The 16529-nt window shown below is 70.5% G+C and carries 17 protein-coding genes; 8 read left to right on the top strand and 9 right to left on the bottom strand.

The annotated features are described in order from the left end of the window. The first annotated feature begins 28 nt into the window (after window positions 1–28). Together VDQ83_RS10815 and VDQ83_RS10810 are read left to right on the top strand one after the other, a co-directional pair. Window positions 29–1408, top strand: coding sequence for a glycoside hydrolase family 30 protein (locus tag VDQ83_RS10815; RefSeq protein ID WP_455434925.1), 1380 nt, complete (start codon window positions 29–31; stop codon window positions 1406–1408). After that, entirely contained in the window at window positions 1405–2433 is a 1029-nt protein-coding gene (locus tag VDQ83_RS10810) for a LacI family DNA-binding transcriptional regulator (protein WP_455434924.1), read from the top strand. Before VDQ83_RS10815 ends, VDQ83_RS10810 begins: the two co-directional genes overlap by 4 nt. Before the next feature lie 569 nt (window positions 2434–3002). Here the strand turns inward: VDQ83_RS10810 and VDQ83_RS10805 are convergent. The 6 genes from VDQ83_RS10805 to VDQ83_RS10780 all read right to left on the bottom strand — a co-directional run bounded on the left by VDQ83_RS10805 (window position 3003) and on the right by VDQ83_RS10780 (window position 7983). Continuing rightward, a complete protein-coding gene (locus VDQ83_RS10805) occupies window positions 3003–3485 on the bottom strand; it encodes a hypothetical protein (RefSeq protein ID WP_455434923.1) in 483 nt (160 codons plus the stop codon). Between the two features lie 14 nt (window positions 3486–3499). After that, window positions 3500–5092, bottom strand: a complete 1593-nt coding sequence (locus VDQ83_RS10800) for a serine hydrolase (RefSeq protein ID WP_455434985.1) — start codon at window positions 5090–5092, stop codon at window positions 3500–3502. Between the two features lie 253 nt (window positions 5093–5345). Continuing rightward, window positions 5346–6599 carry an RNA polymerase sigma factor gene (locus VDQ83_RS10795; protein WP_455434922.1) on the bottom strand — a complete coding sequence of 418 codons (1254 nt, stop codon included), beginning with the start codon at window positions 6597–6599 and terminating at the stop codon, window positions 5346–5348. Between the two features lie 58 nt (window positions 6600–6657). After that, window positions 6658–7065: a VOC family protein gene (locus tag VDQ83_RS10790; RefSeq protein ID WP_455434921.1), complete on the bottom strand. Its 408-nt coding sequence runs from the start codon at window positions 7063–7065 to the stop codon at window positions 6658–6660. Window positions 7066–7102: 37 nt separating this feature from the next. Continuing rightward, window positions 7103–7525, bottom strand: a complete 423-nt coding sequence (locus VDQ83_RS10785) for a VOC family protein (RefSeq protein ID WP_455434920.1) — start codon at window positions 7523–7525, stop codon at window positions 7103–7105. Then, window positions 7522–7983 carry a YciI family protein gene (locus VDQ83_RS10780; RefSeq protein ID WP_455434919.1) on the bottom strand — a complete coding sequence of 154 codons (462 nt, stop codon included), beginning with the start codon at window positions 7981–7983 and terminating at the stop codon, window positions 7522–7524. Before VDQ83_RS10780 ends, VDQ83_RS10785 begins: the two co-directional genes overlap by 4 nt. Window positions 7984–8167: 184 nt before the next feature. Between VDQ83_RS10780 and VDQ83_RS10775 the strand changes: the two genes are divergently transcribed. The 3 genes from VDQ83_RS10775 (at window position 8168) to VDQ83_RS10765 (ending at window position 10796) form a co-directional block, all read left to right on the top strand. Continuing rightward, the gene (locus tag VDQ83_RS10775) at window positions 8168–8569 is read left to right on the top strand and encodes a YciI family protein (protein WP_263395090.1); all 402 of its coding nucleotides are present in this window, start codon (window positions 8168–8170) and stop codon (window positions 8567–8569) included. A gap of 255 nt (window positions 8570–8824) precedes the next feature. After that, window positions 8825–9655, top strand: coding sequence for a DUF72 domain-containing protein (locus tag VDQ83_RS10770; protein ID WP_455434918.1), 831 nt, complete (start codon window positions 8825–8827; stop codon window positions 9653–9655). Between the two features lie 193 nt (window positions 9656–9848). Then, window positions 9849–10796 (top strand): DMT family transporter, encoded by a 948-nt coding sequence (locus VDQ83_RS10765; RefSeq protein ID WP_455434917.1) that lies wholly within the window; start codon window positions 9849–9851, stop codon window positions 10794–10796. A 19-nt stretch (window positions 10797–10815) separates the two neighbouring features. Here VDQ83_RS10765 and VDQ83_RS10760 read toward each other — a convergent pair whose 3' ends face one another. From VDQ83_RS10760 to VDQ83_RS10750, 3 genes are all read right to left on the bottom strand, one after another. Then, entirely contained in the window at window positions 10816–11883 is a 1068-nt protein-coding gene (locus VDQ83_RS10760) for a GGDEF domain-containing protein (protein ID WP_263395093.1), read from the bottom strand. Window positions 11884–11964: 81 nt separating this feature from the next. Then, the gene (locus tag VDQ83_RS10755; protein WP_455434916.1) at window positions 11965–12684 is read right to left on the bottom strand and encodes a pseudouridine synthase; all 720 of its coding nucleotides are present in this window, start codon (window positions 12682–12684) and stop codon (window positions 11965–11967) included. Window positions 12685–12818: 134 nt separating this feature from the next. After that, entirely contained in the window at window positions 12819–14831 is a 2013-nt protein-coding gene (locus VDQ83_RS10750; RefSeq protein ID WP_455434915.1) for a DEAD/DEAH box helicase, read from the bottom strand. A gap of 159 nt (window positions 14832–14990) precedes the next feature. Here VDQ83_RS10750 and VDQ83_RS10745 point away from each other — a divergent pair, with 159 nt between their 5' ends. From VDQ83_RS10745 to VDQ83_RS10735, 3 genes are all read left to right on the top strand, one after another. After that, complete coding sequence (locus VDQ83_RS10745; protein WP_263395096.1) at window positions 14991–15497, top strand: RNA polymerase sigma factor; 507 nt, start codon at window positions 14991–14993, stop codon at window positions 15495–15497. A gap of 22 nt (window positions 15498–15519) precedes the next feature. After that, window positions 15520–16179: a serine/threonine protein kinase gene (locus VDQ83_RS10740; protein ID WP_455434914.1), complete on the top strand. Its 660-nt coding sequence runs from the start codon at window positions 15520–15522 to the stop codon at window positions 16177–16179. 123 nt (window positions 16180–16302) lie between these two features. Then, entirely contained in the window at window positions 16303–16524 is a 222-nt protein-coding gene (locus tag VDQ83_RS10735) for an RNA-binding S4 domain-containing protein (protein WP_263395098.1), read from the top strand. Window positions 16525–16529: the final 5 nt, after the last annotated feature.

Genomic DNA, 16529 nt, shown 5'->3' with positions numbered 1-16529 from the left:
CCTGCTCGGCGTCTGCGGTGGCCTCGCCGTGGCCGCGCCGCCAGTGCCGGCCGATACGATCCAGGTCTGGATCACCACCCACGATCATCGCCAGGCGCTCGCCCCGGCGCCGGCCGCGACCTGGACCACGCAGGCGCACGCCGACATCCGCATCGATGCCGCGGCGCGGCGCCAACGTATGCTCGGTTTCGGCGCATCGATCACCGACGCCTCGGCCTGGGTGCTGCAGCAACTGCCGCCGCCGCGCCGCGACGCGCTGATGCGCGAACTGTTCGGGCGCGCCGACGGCGGCCTGGGACTGAGCTTCGCGCGGCTGACCATCGGCGCCTCGGACTTCTCGCGCCACCACTACAGCCTCGACGACACCCCGGACAACGCGCCGGACCCGGCGCTGGCGCACTTCAGCATCGCTCCCAACCGCGACGACGTGCTGCCGATCGCGCGGCAGGCCTTGGCGATCAATCCCGAGCTGAAGATCATGGCTTCGCCGTGGAGCGCGCCGGCGTGGATGAAGACCAGCGGCAGCCTGATCGGCGGCACGCTCAAGCCGGAGTACTACGACGCCTTCGCCCGCTACCTGCTGCGCTACGTCGATGCCTATGCGCAGGCCGGCGTGCCGATCTTCGCGCTGACCCTGCAGAACGAACCCGGCTTCACCCCCAAGGACTATCCGGGCATGCGCCTGGAGGCGAGCCAGCGCGCGCAATTGATCGGCCGCCACCTCGGCCCGCTGCTCGACGCGCGCCGCGATCCGCCGCTGATCTTCGACTGGGACCACAATTGGGACCAGCCGCACGAGCCGCTGGCGGTGCTCGCCGATGCGCAGGCGCGGCGTCATGTCGCCGCCGTCGCGTGGCACTGCTATGCCGGCGATCCCGCCGCGCAGAGCCCGGTGCAGGCGGCCTACCCGGACAAGGACGCCTACATGACCGAGTGTTCCGGCGGCGATTGGGAGCCGCTGCGCAGCGGCGGCCTGACCCTGCAGGCGCGGCGGCTGATCGTGCAGTCGGTGCGCCACGGCGCGCGCGGCGTGCTGTTCTGGAACCTTGCGCTGGACCTGCAGGGCGGGCCGCATGCCGGTGGTTGCGACACCTGCCGCGGCGTCGTCGACATCGGCGCGGACGGCGAGCGCGTGGTACGCACCGACGAGTACTATGCGCTCGCCCATGCCAGCCGCTTCGTGCGGCCGCAGGCCTGGCGCATCGATTCCAGCGAAGGCGGCGAAGGCGTGGACAACGTGGCGTTCCTGAATCCCGACGGCTCGCGAGTGCTGGTGGCGGTCAACAGCGCCGACCGCGAACGCACCGTGGCGGTGGCCGATGGCGCGCGCGGCTTCCGCTACACCCTGCCGGCGCGCAGCATGGCGAGCTTTGTCTGGGCGGCACCGGCGGCGGGCGCGAGGCGATGAGCAAACGCGCGACGCAGGGCCTGCGCATCGAGGACGTCGCCGCGCGCGCCGGCGTCTCGATGAAGACCGTGTCGCGGGTCATCAACGGCGAGCCCAACGTGCGCGAGCAGACCCGGCGCAAGGTCGAGCAGACCATGCAGCAATTGAGCTATCAGCCCAACCCCTCCGCGCGCAGCCTGGCCGGGCAGCGCTCCTACGCGGTGGCACTGGTCTACGACAATCCCTCGTACTACCAGATGGAGATCCAGAACGGCGTGCTCGAGGCCTGCCGCGCGCAGCGCTACACGCTGATGCTGGCGCCGGTGGACCGCAGCCGCCCCGACCATGCCGATGCGCTGGTCGCACTGGCGCGGCACCAGCACATCGATGGCCTGCTGCTGATCCCGCCACTGACCGACGATGACGCGCTGCTGCGGCGCCTGGATGCGGAGCGCATCGCACTGGCCTGCATCTCGCCGCGGCGGCAGCGCCATTGGCCCGGCGTACGCCTGGAGGAACGGCGCGCCGCGCGCGAACTGGTCGGCGAGCTGGTGCGGCTCGGCCATCGCCGCATCGCCCATATCCGCGGCCTGCCCGGCCACGGCGCGACGCAGTGGCGCCTGGCCGGCTATCGCGATGCGCTGGCGGCCGCCGGCATCGCCTACGACGAGCGCCTGGTGGCGCCGGGCCGCTTCGACTTCGCCTCCGGCATCGAGGCCGGCGAGCGCCTGCTCGGGCAGCGCCGCCGGCCCAGCGCGGTGTTCGCCGCCAACGACGAGATGGCCGCCGGCGTGCTGCGCAGCGCCAGCCTGCGCGGCCTCGGCGTGCCCGCCGACCTGTCGATCTGCGGCTTCGACGACACCCTGGTCGCGCAACAGGTGTCGCCGGCGCTGGCGACGGTGCAGCAACCGCTGCAGCAGATGGGCCGGCGCGCGCTGGAACTACTGCTGGCGCGGCTGCGCGCGCCGCAGCCGGCGGCCTGCGAGACCCTGCCGTACCGCTTGCTGCTGCGCAATTCGCTGGGCCCGCCCGCCGCACAGCGCTGAGCAACGATGCAGCGCGCGCAACGCGTGGCCGGCTGCATGCCATCGCGACGATCCTGTAGGCGATACCGCAAATGGCCGGTCGAATAGGGCTGGCACGATCGGCGGCGTCATCGATTGGCGGGACGAGGGCTTCGTGCTGGTGCGCGGCGACATCGGTGCCGACGCCGGATGATCGATCGCCACTGCTTGCCGCTGCGCGGGCATCCATGGGCCGGTGCTGCCGCGGTATGGCTTCTTGTAGAGAGACTTCAGTCCCGACTGCCACCGAAGCCGAAGGCCTTCGGCTTCGATGTCGCGACTGAAGTCGCTCCCACAACAAAGCTGCACGTGCCGAACGCCATTCGCACGGCCGGTTCGGCTCTCTGTGGGAGGGACTTCAGTCCCGACTGCTGCCGAAGCCGGATGCCTTCCGGCTTCGCGGTCGCCACTGAAGTCGCTTCCACAACAAGCGGCGCGCGCAAAGCCATCCGCGCGGCCGCCCTTGCTTCTGCAGGAGGGACTTCAGTCCCGACTGCCACCGATGCCGACGGCCTTCGGCTTCGGGGTCGCGGCTGAAGCCGCTCCTACAGTCAATCGGCTTGGCGATCGGCGTCTATTTCCGACGCAGTGCGCCATCTCGAAACGAGACAGCAATCAACAGCAGCGCAGCAGCCACCGCACTCATTCCGTGCGGTGGCAGCACACGCACAGTTTGTTCCCGTCCAGGTCGCGGAAGTATGCGCCGTAGTAGTCCGGGTGGTAGTGCGCGCGCAACCCGGGCGCGCCTTCGCAGCGCGCGCCGTGGGCCAGCGCAATGCATGGCAGCGATCCACCTGCGCTCGGCTCGCTGCCTGCAGCGCGAGCATCTGCCCATTGCCCGGCATGGCGGACTCCCCGTCGAAGGCGCGGCCGATCAGCAGCAACGGCCGCGGCGAGTCCGGCGCCGTCCAGCCGGCCCAGCCGCGCACGTCGTCGCGGAACGTCAGCTGCAGCCCCAGCACCTGCAACAGCGGCGCGTAGAACGCGAATGCGGCCGGGAAATCGTTAACCCCCAGATGCACGTGCGAGAGCATCGGCACCGCCGCGCTCACGGCGCGTCGGCGACCGGGGTCAGCAACAGATCCTGGAAATCGAAGCTGAAATCGGTCAGCGGCGAGATCGCGTCCATGCGTACCTCGCGCACCTTGCCGTCGGGCGTCAGCGCGAAGTTGACGAAGGCATCGGCGTTGAGCGAGCGGTCGCGCCAGCGCACGATGAAGGTGTCGTGCTGCCAGTGCTCCAGCGTGCCGACCAGCTGCGCGGTCTTGCTGAAGCGCAGTTCCAGCTGCTTGCCGCGCTGCACGATCGCCACGTCGCCGTACCACGGATCGCGGTAGGTGCCGGCGTAGCCGGCCAGCGGCAGCGACGGCGTGGAGGTGGCGTCGCGCGCGGCCTGGTGCTTGCTCCAGTCCTCGTCGGCCTTCTGGTCGGCCTTGGCCACCGCCGCGGCGTAGGCGGCGGTCCAGTCGGTCGCCGGCGCACCGAGATAGGCGTCGAGCACCTGCAGGGTGAGCGCGTTGAACGCCGCGCCGACTTCCTGGTTGGTCAGCACGATCACGCCCAGCTTGCGCTCCGGCACCAGGGTCAGCCGCGACACCATGCCGGGCCAGCCGCCGGTGTGCCAGACCAGCTTGTTGCCGCGGTAGTCGCTCAGGCTCCAGCCCTCGCCGTAGCCGGCGAAGTTGGGCTTGGCCGGCAGCAGTTCCGGCACGCTCGGCTCGGCGATGGCGATCGGCGTGATCACCTGCCACATCTCCTGCTGCCGCTGCGCGCTGAACAGGCGACGCTCCTGGCCGTCGGCCGCCGGCAGGCGCCCGCCGTCGAGCTGCACCTGCATCCACTTGGCCATGTCGTGCACGTTGGCGTAGATGCCGCCGGCACCGGCATTGTTCGACCAGGTCAGCGGCGGCACCGTGCGCAGCTCGCGGAAGTCGAACTTGGCATGGCCGACCGCGGCGCGATCGCCGGGCTGCAGGTGATCGCTGTTGATGCGCGCGCCGCTCATGCCCACCGGCACGAAGATGCGCTGGCGCACGAACTCGGCGTAGGGCTGCCCGGAGACCTGCTCGATCACCTTCTGCGCCACCGCGTACAGGATGTTGTCGTAGGCGTAGCGGTCGCGGAAACCGCCCTTCAGCGGCACCTGCGCCAGGCGCCGCACCACCTCCTCGTTGCTGTAGCCGGTCGCCGGCCAGAACAGCAGGTCGCCGGCGCCCAGGCTCAGCCCGCTGCGGTGGCTGAGCAGGTCGCGCAGGCGCATCTCGCGGGTCACGTAAGGGTCGGACATCTGGAACCACGGCAGATGCTCGATCACCCGGTCGTCGAGCTTGAGCTTGCCCTCGTCGGCCAGGATCGACAGCGACGCGGCGGTGAAGGCCTTGGTGTTGGAGGCGATCGCGAACAGGGTCTGCGCGTCCACCGGCTCCGGCTTGCCGAGTTCGCGCACGCCGTAGCCGCGCTCCAGCACCACCTGCCCGTCCTTGACGATGGCGATGGCGATGCCCGGCACGTCGAACTGCTTGCGGACCCGTTCGACCCGCGCATCCAGATCCTGCAGCGCCGGCGGCAACGCCGCCTCCACCGGGGCAGGCGCCTGCGCCTGCGCGGTGGCGCTCATCGCCAGCAGCAGGCCGCAGCCCATCGACATGCTTTTCAAATCCATCGCTCCTGAAATCAAAGAAAGACGCCGCTACCGGCGCCGCGCGCGGCGTCCGCAGCGCAACGCGCCGCCGATGGCCACTCCGACACGACCTGCCGCAGCGCGCATGGCGCTGCGCACGCCCCGACGTTGCGGTTACTGCGGTCAACCGGGAACGCCATCTCCCGCGCCCCGCCATGCGCCGCAGCGCAGGACCGAGTGTAGGCCAGCACCGGGCCTGCGCGGCAGTTCCGGGCTACAGCGCCGCAGCCCGGGCCAGCAACGCCTGCTTTTCGCGCGCGTTGGCACTGAGCGCAGCCGCCTGCGCGAACGCTGCGCGGGCCTCGTCGGTCCGCCCCAGGCGTTGCAGCACATCGCCGCAGGCCGCGGCCAGCGGCGCGTAGTCGCGCAGCCGCGGATCCTGGCGCAGCGGCTGCAGCAGCGCCCAGGCCGCAGGCGCGCCCTCGGCGCGCGCGACCGCGACCGCACGGTTGAGGTCCACCACCGGCGAGGGATGCAACTGCGCCAGCCGCGCGTACAGCGCCGCCAGCCGCGCCCAATCGGTGTCCTCGGCGCGGCGCGCGCAAGCATGGCATTCGGCGATGGCCGCCTGCAGCACGTAGGCGTCGTCGCCACCGCCCAGGCTCTGCGCGCGCTGCAGCGCGGCCTGGCCGCGCGCGATCTGCAGCCAGTCCCAGCGCGCCCGGTCCTGCTCGGGCAACAGCACCGGGCTGCCGTCGGCACCCACCCGCGCGGCGCTGCGCGAGGCCTGCAGTTCCATCAGCGCCAGCAGCCCGTGCACCTGCGGCCACGTCGGCATGCGATGCGCCAGCACCCGGCCCAAGCGCAACGCTTCCTCGCACAGCGCCGGCCGCATCCAGTCGTCGCCGGCGCTGGCCGCATAGCCCTCGTTGAACACCAGATAGATCACTTCCAGCACCGACGCCAGCCGCTGCGGCAGCGCCGCCTGCCGCGGCACCTCGAACGGCACCTGCTTCTGCGCCAACGTGCGCTTGGCGCGGACGATGCGCTGGGCAATGGTCGGCTCCGGCAGCAGGAAGGCGCGCGCAATCTCTTCCGTGCTCAGGCCGCCGAGCAGCCGCAGGGTCAGCGCCACCCGCGCATCCGCCGGCAGCAGCGGATGGCAGGCCACGAACATCAGCCGCAGCAGGTCGTCGCCGATGTCGTCCTCCAGCGCATCGCTGTCGTCCGGCGCCGGCAGCGGCTGCGGCTCCAGCAGCTCGCCCCACTGCGCATGCTGCCCGGCGATCCGCTGGTGCTGGCGCAGCACGTCGATGGCGCGATTGCGCGCGGTGGTCATCAGCCACGCTCCGGGATTGTCGGGAATGCCCTGCGCCGGCCAGCGCTCCAGCGCCGCCAACCAGGTGTCCTGCACCAGTTCCTCGGCACGGCCGACGTCGCCGCCGAGCAGCCGGGTCAAGCGTGCGATCAGGCCCGGCGCTTCCATGCGCCAGACCGTCTCCAGGCGTTGCGTGAGCGCGTTATCCATGCGCCGAATCAGAGCACCGGTCGCGGCGCGGCACAAGCCGCACGGCCGTGGCGCCGCCCTAGCCCGGCTCGCCGCTCATGTGCGCGAACTCCCACAGGTGGCCGTCGAGGTCCTCGAAACCGCGCTGGTACATGAAACCGTAGTCGCGTGCCGCCTGCGGCTCGCGCGCACCGGCGGCCAGCGCCTTCTCCAGCATCGCATCGACCGCCTCGCGGCTGGGCGCCGACAAGGCGGTGATGACCTCGGTGCCCGCACGCGCATCGCTGATCGGCTTGCTGGTGAAGCCGGCGAAGAACGCCTCGGTCAGCAGCATCACGAAGATGCTGTCGCTGACCACCATGCACGCGGCGTTGGCGTCGGTGAAGGTGGGATTGAAGCTGTAGCCCAGCGCCGCGAAGAAGGCCTTGGAGGCCTCCAGGTCGCGGACCGGCAGGTTGACGAAGATCATCTGCGGCGAATCGGACATGGTCGGTTTTCCTGGATCGAAAAAAGGGAAGGTACGGTCACGGCTGTTTCATGCAGTTGACCATCCACGGCTTGCCGTAGCGGTCGACCAGCATGCCCCAGCGGTGCGCCCAGAACGTCTCGCCGATCGGGATCCTGACCTCGCCGCCGGCGCTGAGCGCGGCGAATATCCGCTCGGCGTCCTCCACCGAGTCGACCTCGACGTTGATGGTGGTGCTGCCTGCGCCCGGCGGCGACGGGCCGTCGGCGGCCATCAGCACCGCGCCGCCGGCCTCGAGCTGGCTGTGCGCGACCTGGTCGAGCGTCTCCGGCGGCATCTCGCCGCAGCCGTCCATGTTCTCGCTGGGCGGCAGGTTGCGGTAGGTCGCCTCCGACACGACGCTGCCGCCCAGCGCCTGCGCATAGAACGCCATCGCCTCGTGGGTGGCGCCATCGAAGCTCAGGAAAGGAATCAGTTTCATCGGGTGTTCTCCTCGGTGTGGGATGCGGGGGACGCGGCTCGATCGGCATTGCCGATGCGCTCGCGCAGGCGGTGTTCCTGTTGCTGCAGTTCGGGCGTGAAGCCGGCGCCGAAATCCTCCATGTCCATGACCTGGCGCAGTTCGACCTCCGTGCCCGCCTCGAACGGCGCGCGCTTGAGCCATTCGGTGGCCTCGTCCAGCGAGCGCACCTGCCACAGCCAGAACCCGGCCAGCAGCTCGCGCGTCTCGGCGAAGGGCCCGTCGATCACCTGCCGTTGCCCCGGCGCGAAGCGCACACGGCGGCCGCGCCCACTCGGATGCAGGCCTTCGCCGGCGAGCATGATCCCGGCCTCGACCAGTTGTTCGTTGTAGGCGCCCATCGCGCGGAACTCCTCCGCGCTGGGCAGCCGCCCGGTTTCCGAATCGGCCGTCGCCTTGACCAGCACCATCACTTTCATGGGTTCGCTCCTGGGTGCAGCCCGGTGGCCGGGCCGTTCATGGGGTACGACGTCCCGGGAACGCGCAGATCGACATGCCCGCAAAAAATAGTTTGCGGCGGCTGCCGGATGCGGCACCGCAACACGCCTCCGCGCCGCGCTGCGCGATCATGGGCGCCTTCCCCCGCCCCGTCCGGTCAACCCTATGCAATTCCTGCTGCTGATCTACATCGACGAATCGCTGCTGCAGTCCCTGCCCAGCGAGGAATACGACCGGCTGATGCACGGCTGCCTGCAGCACGCCGATGCGCTGCAGGCCGACGGCACGCTGGTGCTGGCGCAACAACTGCAGCCGGTGGCCAACGCCCGCACCCTGCGCACGCGCCAAGGCCAGGCGCGCATCACCGACGGCCCGTTCGCCGAGACCCGCGAACTGCTCGCCGGCTTCAACCTGATCAATGCCCGCGACCACGACGAGGCGATGCGCATCGCCGCGCATTTCCCGTGGTCGCGCTTCGGCAGCATCGAAGTGCGGCCGCTGGCCGACATGGACGCCGAGCGTGCCCGCGTCGGCGCCGCGTTGGCGGGCTCGGCGGTGGCTGGCTAGACGCCCGAGGTCGGGCCGCCGGCATGCGGCCGATGCGCGCATGCCGCTGGCATTGCTTCACGCGATGCCGACGTCGCCGCGGGCAGCGGCTGCATGCTGCCGCGCAGCAGCGTTTGGACGCTACGCTCGCAGCGCATCACGCCACATCACAGCGCATCGCACCGCGCCGTGGCGCGGCGAAACCGGCGACAGCGCACATCGCGACGACAGGGTGCTGCGGCACAATCGCAGCCTGCCCGCTGCCGGTGCTCCCGCATGAACGATCTCTTCGACTCCGCCCCGGCCGCACCCGACGGCATCCGCGTCGGCATCGGCGGCTGGACCTATGCGCCGTGGCGCGGCGGCATGTTCTATCCGCAGGGGCTGGTGCAGCGCCGCGAGCTGGAATACGCCAGCCGCCACGTCAACAGCATCGAGATCAACGGCACCTATTACGGCACGCAGAAGCCGGATACCTACGCGCGCTGGCGCGACGAGACGCCTCCGGGCTTCCTGTTCTCGGCCAAGGCACCCAAGCGCATCACCGGCATGCGCCGGCTGGCCGGCGCCGGCGCGCAGGTCGAGGACTTCATCGGCGGCATCGTCACCCTCGGCGAAAAGCTCGGCCCGCTGGTGTGGCAGTTCGAGCATGGGCGCACGCTCGACCTCGACGACCTCGCCGTGTTCCTGGACCTGCTGCCGCAACAGGGCGGCGGCCGCCGGCTGCGGCACGTGCTGGAAGTGCGCGACCCGGCCAGCGTCGGCCCGCGCCTGCTGGACCTGGCCCGCACCCACGGCGTGGCCACGGTGTTCACCGATTCGCCCGACTACCCGTCCTTCGCCGACCTCGGTACCGACTTCGTCTACGCACGGCTGATGCGCAGCCGCGCCAACCTGGCCCACGGCTACCCGCCCAAGGAACTGCGCGCCTGGGCGGCGCAGGTGCAGGCCTGGCGCCGCGGCGAGGACCCGGACACGCTGCCGCATGCCGGCACGCCCATGGCCGCGGCCAAACCGCGCGAGGTTTTCGTGTATTTCATCAGCGCCGCCAAGGAGCGCAACCCGGCCGCGGCGATGGCGCTACTGGCTGAGCTCGGCAAGCGCTGAGGGGTGGGTGGCGGCTGGTGGTCGCCGGGACCGGGGACCAGGGACTGGTGAAAAGCAAAAGCGCCTTTGCCGGCGCTTTTTGCTTTCGAGCCGGATCGGATCAGGCACCGCAGCGCCAGCTTTCCCGGGTCCCCGGTCCCCGGTCCCTGGTCCCGCCCCCCAACTACCTCGATCAACGCGCGACAATACCCGCATGCCCCTGCACCCCACCACCAAAGCCCAACTGCAAATCCATTTCTGCGTGCTGCTGTGGGGCATCACCGCGATCCTCGGCAAGCTGATTACGCTGCCGGCGCTGCCGCTGGTGTGGTGGCGGATGCTGATGGTGGTGGCGGCGCTGGCGCTGCTACCGCGGGTGTGGCGCGGACTGGCCGCGCTGACCCCGAAACTGCTGCTCGGCTACGCCGCGGTCGGCGCGCTGGTCGGCCTGCACTGGCTGACCTTCTACGGCGCGATCAAGCTGGCCAACGCCTCGGTGGCGGCGACCTGCATCGCGCTGGCGCCGGTGTTCACCGCGGTGATCGAGCCGTGGGTGGCCAAGCGTCCGTTCCGTCCCAGCGAACTGGTGTTCGGCCTGGCCGTGTTGCCGGGCGTGGCGCTGGTGGTCGGCGGCGTCCCCGACGGGATGCGCGCCGGCGTGGCGATGGGCGCGGTGTCGGCGCTGTTCGTCGCCGCGTTCGGCTCGCTCAACAAGCGCCTGGTCGACCATGCCGACCCGCTGACCGTGACCGCGCTGGAACTGGGCGCCGGCACCCTGACCCTGACCCTGCTGGCGCCGCTGCTGCCGTTCGTGCTGCCGGCGCTGAGCGGGCCGCTGCTGGTGCTGCCCAGCCTGCACGACACCGCGCTGCTGCTGGCGCTGGCGCTGCTGTGCACGCTGCTGCCGTTCGCGCTGGCGCTGGTCGCGCTGCGCCGCCTCAGCGCCTACGCAGTGCAGCTGGTGACCAACCTGGAACCGGTCTACGCGATCGTGTTCGCGATCGTGCTGCTGGACGAGCAGAAGCAACTCACCGCGCTGTTCTACCTGGGCGTGGCGGTGATCCTGGGCGCGGTGTTCCTGCATCCGCTGCTGACCCGCGACAAGCCGCTGCGGCATCCGGAACTGCTGGCGACGTCGGAAGCGAAGAACGCGCTGGAGTGAGCGCGCCCGCCGGCGCGGTTCACTCCGCCAGCGACACGCAATCGCGGCCGGCGCGCTTGGCCTGGTACAGCGCCAGGTCGGCGCGCTTGAGCAACTGTTCGGCGCTCTCCTCCGGCTGGTAGACGGCCACGCCGAAACTGGCGGTCAACGGCACCCCGAGTTGCAGCAGGCTGGTCTCCTGGCGCAGCGTCTCGCATTCGTGCATGGCCGCAGCGGCGTCCAGGCCCGGCATCAGCACCGCGAACTCCTCGCCGCCGTAGCGCGCCACCAGGCTGCCCGCCGGCGCACGTGCGCGCAGCATGTCCGCCAACGCCAGCAGCACCGCATCGCCCTTGTCGTGGCCATGCAGGTCGTTGATGTTCTTGAAGTAGTCCAGGTCCAGCAGGGCCACGCTGAGCGGACTGGCGCTGAGCCGCGCCGCCTCCGCGTTGACCATCAGCGCAGTGGCGAACGCGCGCCGGTTGAGCAGCCCGGTCAACGGATCGGTGCGGGACTGTTCGAGCAGGTCGGCGTTGAGCGATTCGAGCGTGGACTGGTACTGCGCCAGCTGCTGCTCGTACCAGTCGCGCTCGCGCAGCTGCAGGGCCAGCGCATGGCTGGTGCGGCGCAGTTCGATCAGCTGCATCACCTGCCGCGACAGCGCCTGCAGCGCCACCACCTGCTCCGGCTCGAGCGTGCGCGGGCGCCGGTCGAGTACGCACAGCGCGCCCACCGCCAACCCGTCGCTGTTGACCAGGGGCGAGCCCGCGTAGAAGCGCACCCCGACCTCGGTGACCAATCGATTGAAGGCGAAACGCGGGTCCACCGCCGCGTCGTTGACCACCATCACCTGCTGCGGGGTCAGGATGGTGTGGCCGCAGAACGAGTCGTCGCGCGTCGCGCTGAGCAGGGTGACGTTGCGCTGCGACTTCAGCCACTGGCGCTCGGCGTCGACCAGCGAGATCAGGGCCGACGGCGTATCGCACAGGCTGGCGGCGATGCCGACCAGGTCGTCGTAGGACGCTTCGGGTTCGGTATCCAGGATCCGCAACGCGTGCAGCGCGCGCAGGCGGTCGGCTTCGTTGTCGGGCTTGGGTGGCTTGATCACGGGAGCGGGCGGCCGGCGGCGGATTGCGTGGCGAGTATCGCCAAAATCGCCGCCGATGCCAGTGAAGGCGCGCGGCCCGGCTTACCAGTCCTGGCGCTGCGGCAGCAGGCCGCGCAGTTCCTGCTCGGTGAGGTTGCGCCACTGGCCCGGCTTCAGCGCGCCGAGCTTGATGTTGTCGATGCGCACGCGGCGCAGCTGGGTGACGCGGTAATCGAACGCGGCGGCCATCAGCCGGATCTGCCGGTTCAGGCCCTGCTCGAGCACGATGCGGAAACCAAACTTGGCGATCCGCGCGGTGCGGCACGGCAGCGTGGTCTCGTTGTGCACGCGCACCCCGCGCGCCATGCCGCGCAGGAACTCGTCGGTGACCGGCTTGTTCACCGCCACCAGGTATTCCTTCTGGTGGCGGTTCTCGGCGCGCAGGATCTCGTTGACGATGTCGCCGTTGCTGGTCATCAGGATCAGGCCTTCGGACTCCTTGTCCAGGCGCCCGATCGGGAAGATGCGCTGCTCGTGGCCGACGAAGTCGACGATGTTGCCCTTGACCTCGCTCTCGGTGGTGCAGGTCACCCCGACCGGCTTGTTCAGCGCGATGTAGACGTGGCGGCGGCCGGATTTTTGCTTGGCGCGCGCGCGCAGCGGCTGGCCGTCGACCTGCACTTCGTCACCCTCGCCCACCACCGACCCGACCCCGCCGGGCATGCCGTTGACGGTGACGCGTCGTGCGGCGATCAGACGGTCGGCCTCGCGGCGCGAACAGTAGCCGGTCTCGGCGATGTGCTTGTTGAGGCGGATGGACATTGAGCGGGGATTCGGGATTCGGGATTGGGGATTCGCAAAAGCGGGCTACTGCGATCCGAGGCAGTAGCGAGGGTTGGGACAGAAAAGCGGAAGCGGGGACGAATCCCCACTCCCGAATCCCCAATCCCGGCCCCTCAGCGCTTCGGCGGACCCTTGCGCGGCGGGCGCTCGCCGGCGCGGTCGGCGATGCGGGTGGCGGCGCCGGCCGGGCGCGGGCCGGCCGCATTTGGGCGGCCGCCGGGCTTGCCGGCGGCACGCGCGAACTTCGGCTTGAACGGCGCGCCGGCGCCGCCGGCATCGTCGCCGTCGAGCTTGCGCATCTGCAGTTGCTGGCCGGACACCCAGACCTTCTTCAGGTGGGTCAGCAGCTCGCGCGGCATGTCCGCCGGCAGGTCCAGCACCGAGTAGTCGTCGTGGATGTCGATGCGGCCGATGTACTTGCTCTCCAGGCCGGCCTCGTTGGCGATCGCGCCGACGATGTTGGCCGGCTTGACCCCGTGCTGGTGGCCGACCTCGATGCGATAGGTCTCCATGCCCACTTCCGGCTCGCCGCGCGGCGCCTTGGGCGCCTTGTCGCGGCGCGGCGCCTCGAAGCTGCCGACGTCGCGCTGGTAGTCGTAGTCGGGGCCGTGCCCGGCCGGCGCGGGACGCGGCGCACGCGGCGGTGCGCGCTCGCCTTCGTCGCGGCGCGGCGGGCGCGCCTCACGGTCGAACTTCGGCTCGAACTTGGGACGTTCCGTGCGCTCGCCGCGGTCGGCGCGCTCGCGGCGCTCGGCAGTTGGCCGCTCGAAGCGCTCGCCCTGCGGCGGACGCGCGCGCTCCGGCGCCAGCAGCAGCGGCGTGTCGCCCTGCAGCAGGCGCGCCAGCGCCGCGGCCACTTCGACCATCGGCACGTTCTTCTCGGTCTCGAAACGCTGCAGCAGATCGCGGTAGGTGTCGATGCCGCCGCTGGCGATGGTCTCGCTGATCTTCTCCATGAAGCGGGTCACGCGCTGGTCGTTGACCGCGTCCACGCTCGGCAGCTGCATCTCCTCGATCGGCTGCCGGGTGGCGCGCTCGATCGCGCGCAGCATGCCCTTCTCGCGCGGGCTGACGAACAGGATCGCCTCGCCGCTGCGGCCGGCGCGGCCGGTGCGGCCGATGCGGTGCACGTAGCTTTCGGTGTCGTACGGGATGTCGTAGTTCAGCACATGGCTGATCCGCTCCACGTCCAGGCCGCGCGCGGCCACGTCGGTGGCGACCAGGATGTCGAGCTTGCCGTCCTTGAGCTGCTGGATCACCCGCTCGCGCTGCGACTGCTGGATGTCGCCGTTGATCGCCGCGGCGGCCAGGCCGCGCGCCTGCAGCTTCTGCGCCAGTTCGTCGGTGGCGGCCTTGGTGCGCGCGAACACGATCATCGCGTCGAACGGCTCCACTTCCAGGATCCGGGTCAGCGCATCGAGCTTGTGCAGGCCGCTGACCGCCCAGTAACGCTGGCGGATGTTCGCCGACGTGGTGGTCTTGGAGGCGATGATGACTTCGGCCGGATCGTTCAGATAGGTCTGCGCGATGCGCTTGATCGCGGTCGGCATGGTCGCCGAGAACAGCGCCACCTGGCGCGAGGCCGGCAGCTTCTTCAGCACCGCCTCGACGTCGTCGATGAAGCCCATGCGCAGCATCTCGTCGGCTTCGTCGAGCACCAGCGTGCGCAGCTCGGACAGGTCCAGGGTGCCGCGCTCGAGATGGTCGATGACCCGCCCGGGGGTGCCCACCACCACGTGCACGCCGCGCTTGAGCGCCGACAGCTGCTGCACGTAGGGCTGGCCGCCGTATACCGGCAGCACCTGGAAGCCGGGGATCGCGCCGGCGTAGCGGTGGAACGCCTCGGCGACCTGGATCGCCAGTTCGCGGGTCGGCGCCAGCACCAGCGCCTGCGGCTTGCGCTGGTTGAAGTCCAGCCGCGACAGGATCGGCAGCGCGAACGCGGCGGTCTTGCCGGTGCCGGTCTGGGCCTGGCCGAGCAGGTCGCGGCCGGTCAGCAACGCGGGGATGGTGGCGGCCTGGATCGGCGACGGCGACTCGTAGCCGACGTCGGTGACGGCCTTCATCACAGCAGGCGAGAGGCCGAGATCTGCGAACAGCAGCGGCGCGGGGGTATCTTGGGACATGGGAGACTCCGGAGGCGCCGCAGAGAACCGGCAGGCGCAAAGAAGCACATTGTGCGCCTTGGCGGGCCGCATGTCGAAACCAGGTGAACGGAGCCGTTCAGGCGTGAGAAATCCCGCCCTGCCGCGAACCACCTTCCAGACCCCTTCGCGACCCGCCCCATGCCCGACGCTCCCGCCCCCGCCGCACCGCCCCCGGCCGACTTCGCCACGCTGTTCCAGGCGCACCGCGGCATTGCGGCGAAGGTGGCCGGCAGCTATTGCCGGCACCCGGACGACCGCGCCGACCTGATCCAGGAGATCGCCACGCAGGCCTGGCGGGCCTTCCCGCGCTACGACCGGCAACGGCCGTTCCCCACCTGGCTGTACCGGATCGCGCTGAACGTGGCGATCGGCGACCTGCGCGGGCGCAGCCGCGCGCACCGCCAGGCGCTGCCGCTGCAGGACCTGGACATCGCCGACCCGCACGCGGCCGACCCGGAGCGCGAGCGCCAGGTGCAGGCGCTGTACCGCTTCATCGCGCAGCTGCCGCCGCTGGAGCGGGCGCTGGCGCTGCTGTACCTGGACGATCGCCCGCAGCGCGAGATCGCCGAGATCCTGGGCATCGGCGAAAGCAACGTCTCCACCAAGATCGGCCGCCTCAAGCAGCGCCTCCGCGACGAACTCTGACCCACCACACAGGACCCGAGCCATGCATCCCGACGAACTGAAACACGCCTGGCAGGCGCTGGACCTGCGCCTGCAGCGCCACGACCGCCTGCAGGTGCAGTTGCTGCTGCAGCACAACCTGCAGCGCGTGCGCGGCAGCCTGCGCCCGCTGCTGTGGGGCCAACTCCTGCAGCTGCCGTTCGGGCTGTGCTGCATCGCCCTGGCCGGCCTGCTGTGGAGCCGGGGCGGCGCGCTGCCGGCGCACCTGATCGCCGCCGGCGTGGCGGTGCATGCCTACGGCGTGCTCGCCGTGGCCATGGCCGGCATCGTGCTGGGCCGGCTGTTGCGCATCGACTACGGCGCGCCGGTGCTGGAGATCCAGCGCAAGATCGCGCACACCCGCCGCTGGTATGTCGGCAGTGGCCTGGTCTGCGGGCTGTCGTGGTGGCTGCTGTGGGTGCCGGTGCTGATGGTGCTTGGCGCGCTGGCCGGCATCGACCTGCTGGCGAGGGCGGCGGCGATGGTGTGGATCGGGCTCGGCGTGGGCGTGGCGGGCATCGCGCTCAGCGTGGGGTTCTATCGCTGGTCGCGGCATCCGGGCCGTCCACGGCTGAAACGGATCGTCGACGACAGCCTGGGAGGATCGAGCCTGCGCAAGGCCAGCCTGCTGCTCGACGAAGCCGAGCGTTTTCAGCGCGAGTGAGTGCCGCAGCCGCTGGCTTGCGGCGCACGCAGAGCGTCCGCAACGCCCGCCGCGGCGCGAAGTCCGAGCGTTTCTCCCGCGAATGACCGACAATGAGCGCCGATTTCCGAACAGCGCCCCCCAATGCAGACCATCGATCTCCAGTTAGAAAGCGACTACGTCGAACTCAAGCACCTGTTGAAACTGACCGGCGTGTGCGACAGCGGCGGCGCGGCCAAGACCGTCATCAGCGAAGGCCAGGTCCGCGTGGACGGCGAAGTCGAGCTGCGCAAGGCCTGCAAGATCCACGCGGGCCAGGTGGTCGCGCTGGACGACGTGCAGATCCGGGTGATCGGCAAGGCATGAACGCA

This window comes from Xanthomonas sp. WHRI 7945, assembly GCF_035026585.1.
This window is presented reverse-complemented; position numbering and strand designations above follow the sequence as displayed.

Coding starts and splice junctions, on each gene's coding strand:
- VDQ83_RS10735 (WP_263395098.1), top strand. CDS start 16,303: ATGCAGACCATCGATCTCCAGTTAGAAAGCGACTACGTCGAACTCAAG.
- VDQ83_RS10755 (WP_455434916.1), bottom strand. CDS start 12,684: ATGTCCATCCGCCTCAACAAGCACATCGCCGAGACCGGCTACTGTTCG.
- VDQ83_RS10750 (WP_455434915.1), bottom strand. CDS start 14,831: ATGTCCCAAGATACCCCCGCGCCGCTGCTGTTCGCAGATCTCGGCCTC.
- VDQ83_RS10775 (WP_263395090.1), top strand. CDS start 8,168: ATGCAATTCCTGCTGCTGATCTACATCGACGAATCGCTGCTGCAGTCC.
- VDQ83_RS10785 (WP_455434920.1), bottom strand. CDS start 7,525: ATGAAACTGATTCCTTTCCTGAGCTTCGATGGCGCCACCCACGAGGCG.
- VDQ83_RS10795 (WP_455434922.1), bottom strand. CDS start 6,599: ATGGATAACGCGCTCACGCAACGCCTGGAGACGGTCTGGCGCATGGAA.
- VDQ83_RS10745 (WP_263395096.1), top strand. CDS start 14,991: ATGCCCGACGCTCCCGCCCCCGCCGCACCGCCCCCGGCCGACTTCGCC.
- VDQ83_RS10765 (WP_455434917.1), top strand. CDS start 9,849: ATGCCCCTGCACCCCACCACCAAAGCCCAACTGCAAATCCATTTCTGC.
- VDQ83_RS10810 (WP_455434924.1), top strand. CDS start 1,405: ATGAGCAAACGCGCGACGCAGGGCCTGCGCATCGAGGACGTCGCCGCG.
- VDQ83_RS10800 (WP_455434985.1), bottom strand. CDS start 5,092: ATGGGCTGCGGCCTGCTGCTGGCGATGAGCGCCACCGCGCAGGCGCAG.
- VDQ83_RS10740 (WP_455434914.1), top strand. CDS start 15,520: ATGCATCCCGACGAACTGAAACACGCCTGGCAGGCGCTGGACCTGCGC.
- VDQ83_RS10790 (WP_455434921.1), bottom strand. CDS start 7,065: ATGTCCGATTCGCCGCAGATGATCTTCGTCAACCTGCCGGTCCGCGAC.
- VDQ83_RS10770 (WP_455434918.1), top strand. CDS start 8,825: ATGAACGATCTCTTCGACTCCGCCCCGGCCGCACCCGACGGCATCCGC.
- VDQ83_RS10805 (WP_455434923.1), bottom strand. CDS start 3,485: ATGCTCTCGCACGTGCATCTGGGGGTTAACGATTTCCCGGCCGCATTC.
- VDQ83_RS10780 (WP_455434919.1), bottom strand. CDS start 7,983: ATGAAAGTGATGGTGCTGGTCAAGGCGACGGCCGATTCGGAAACCGGG.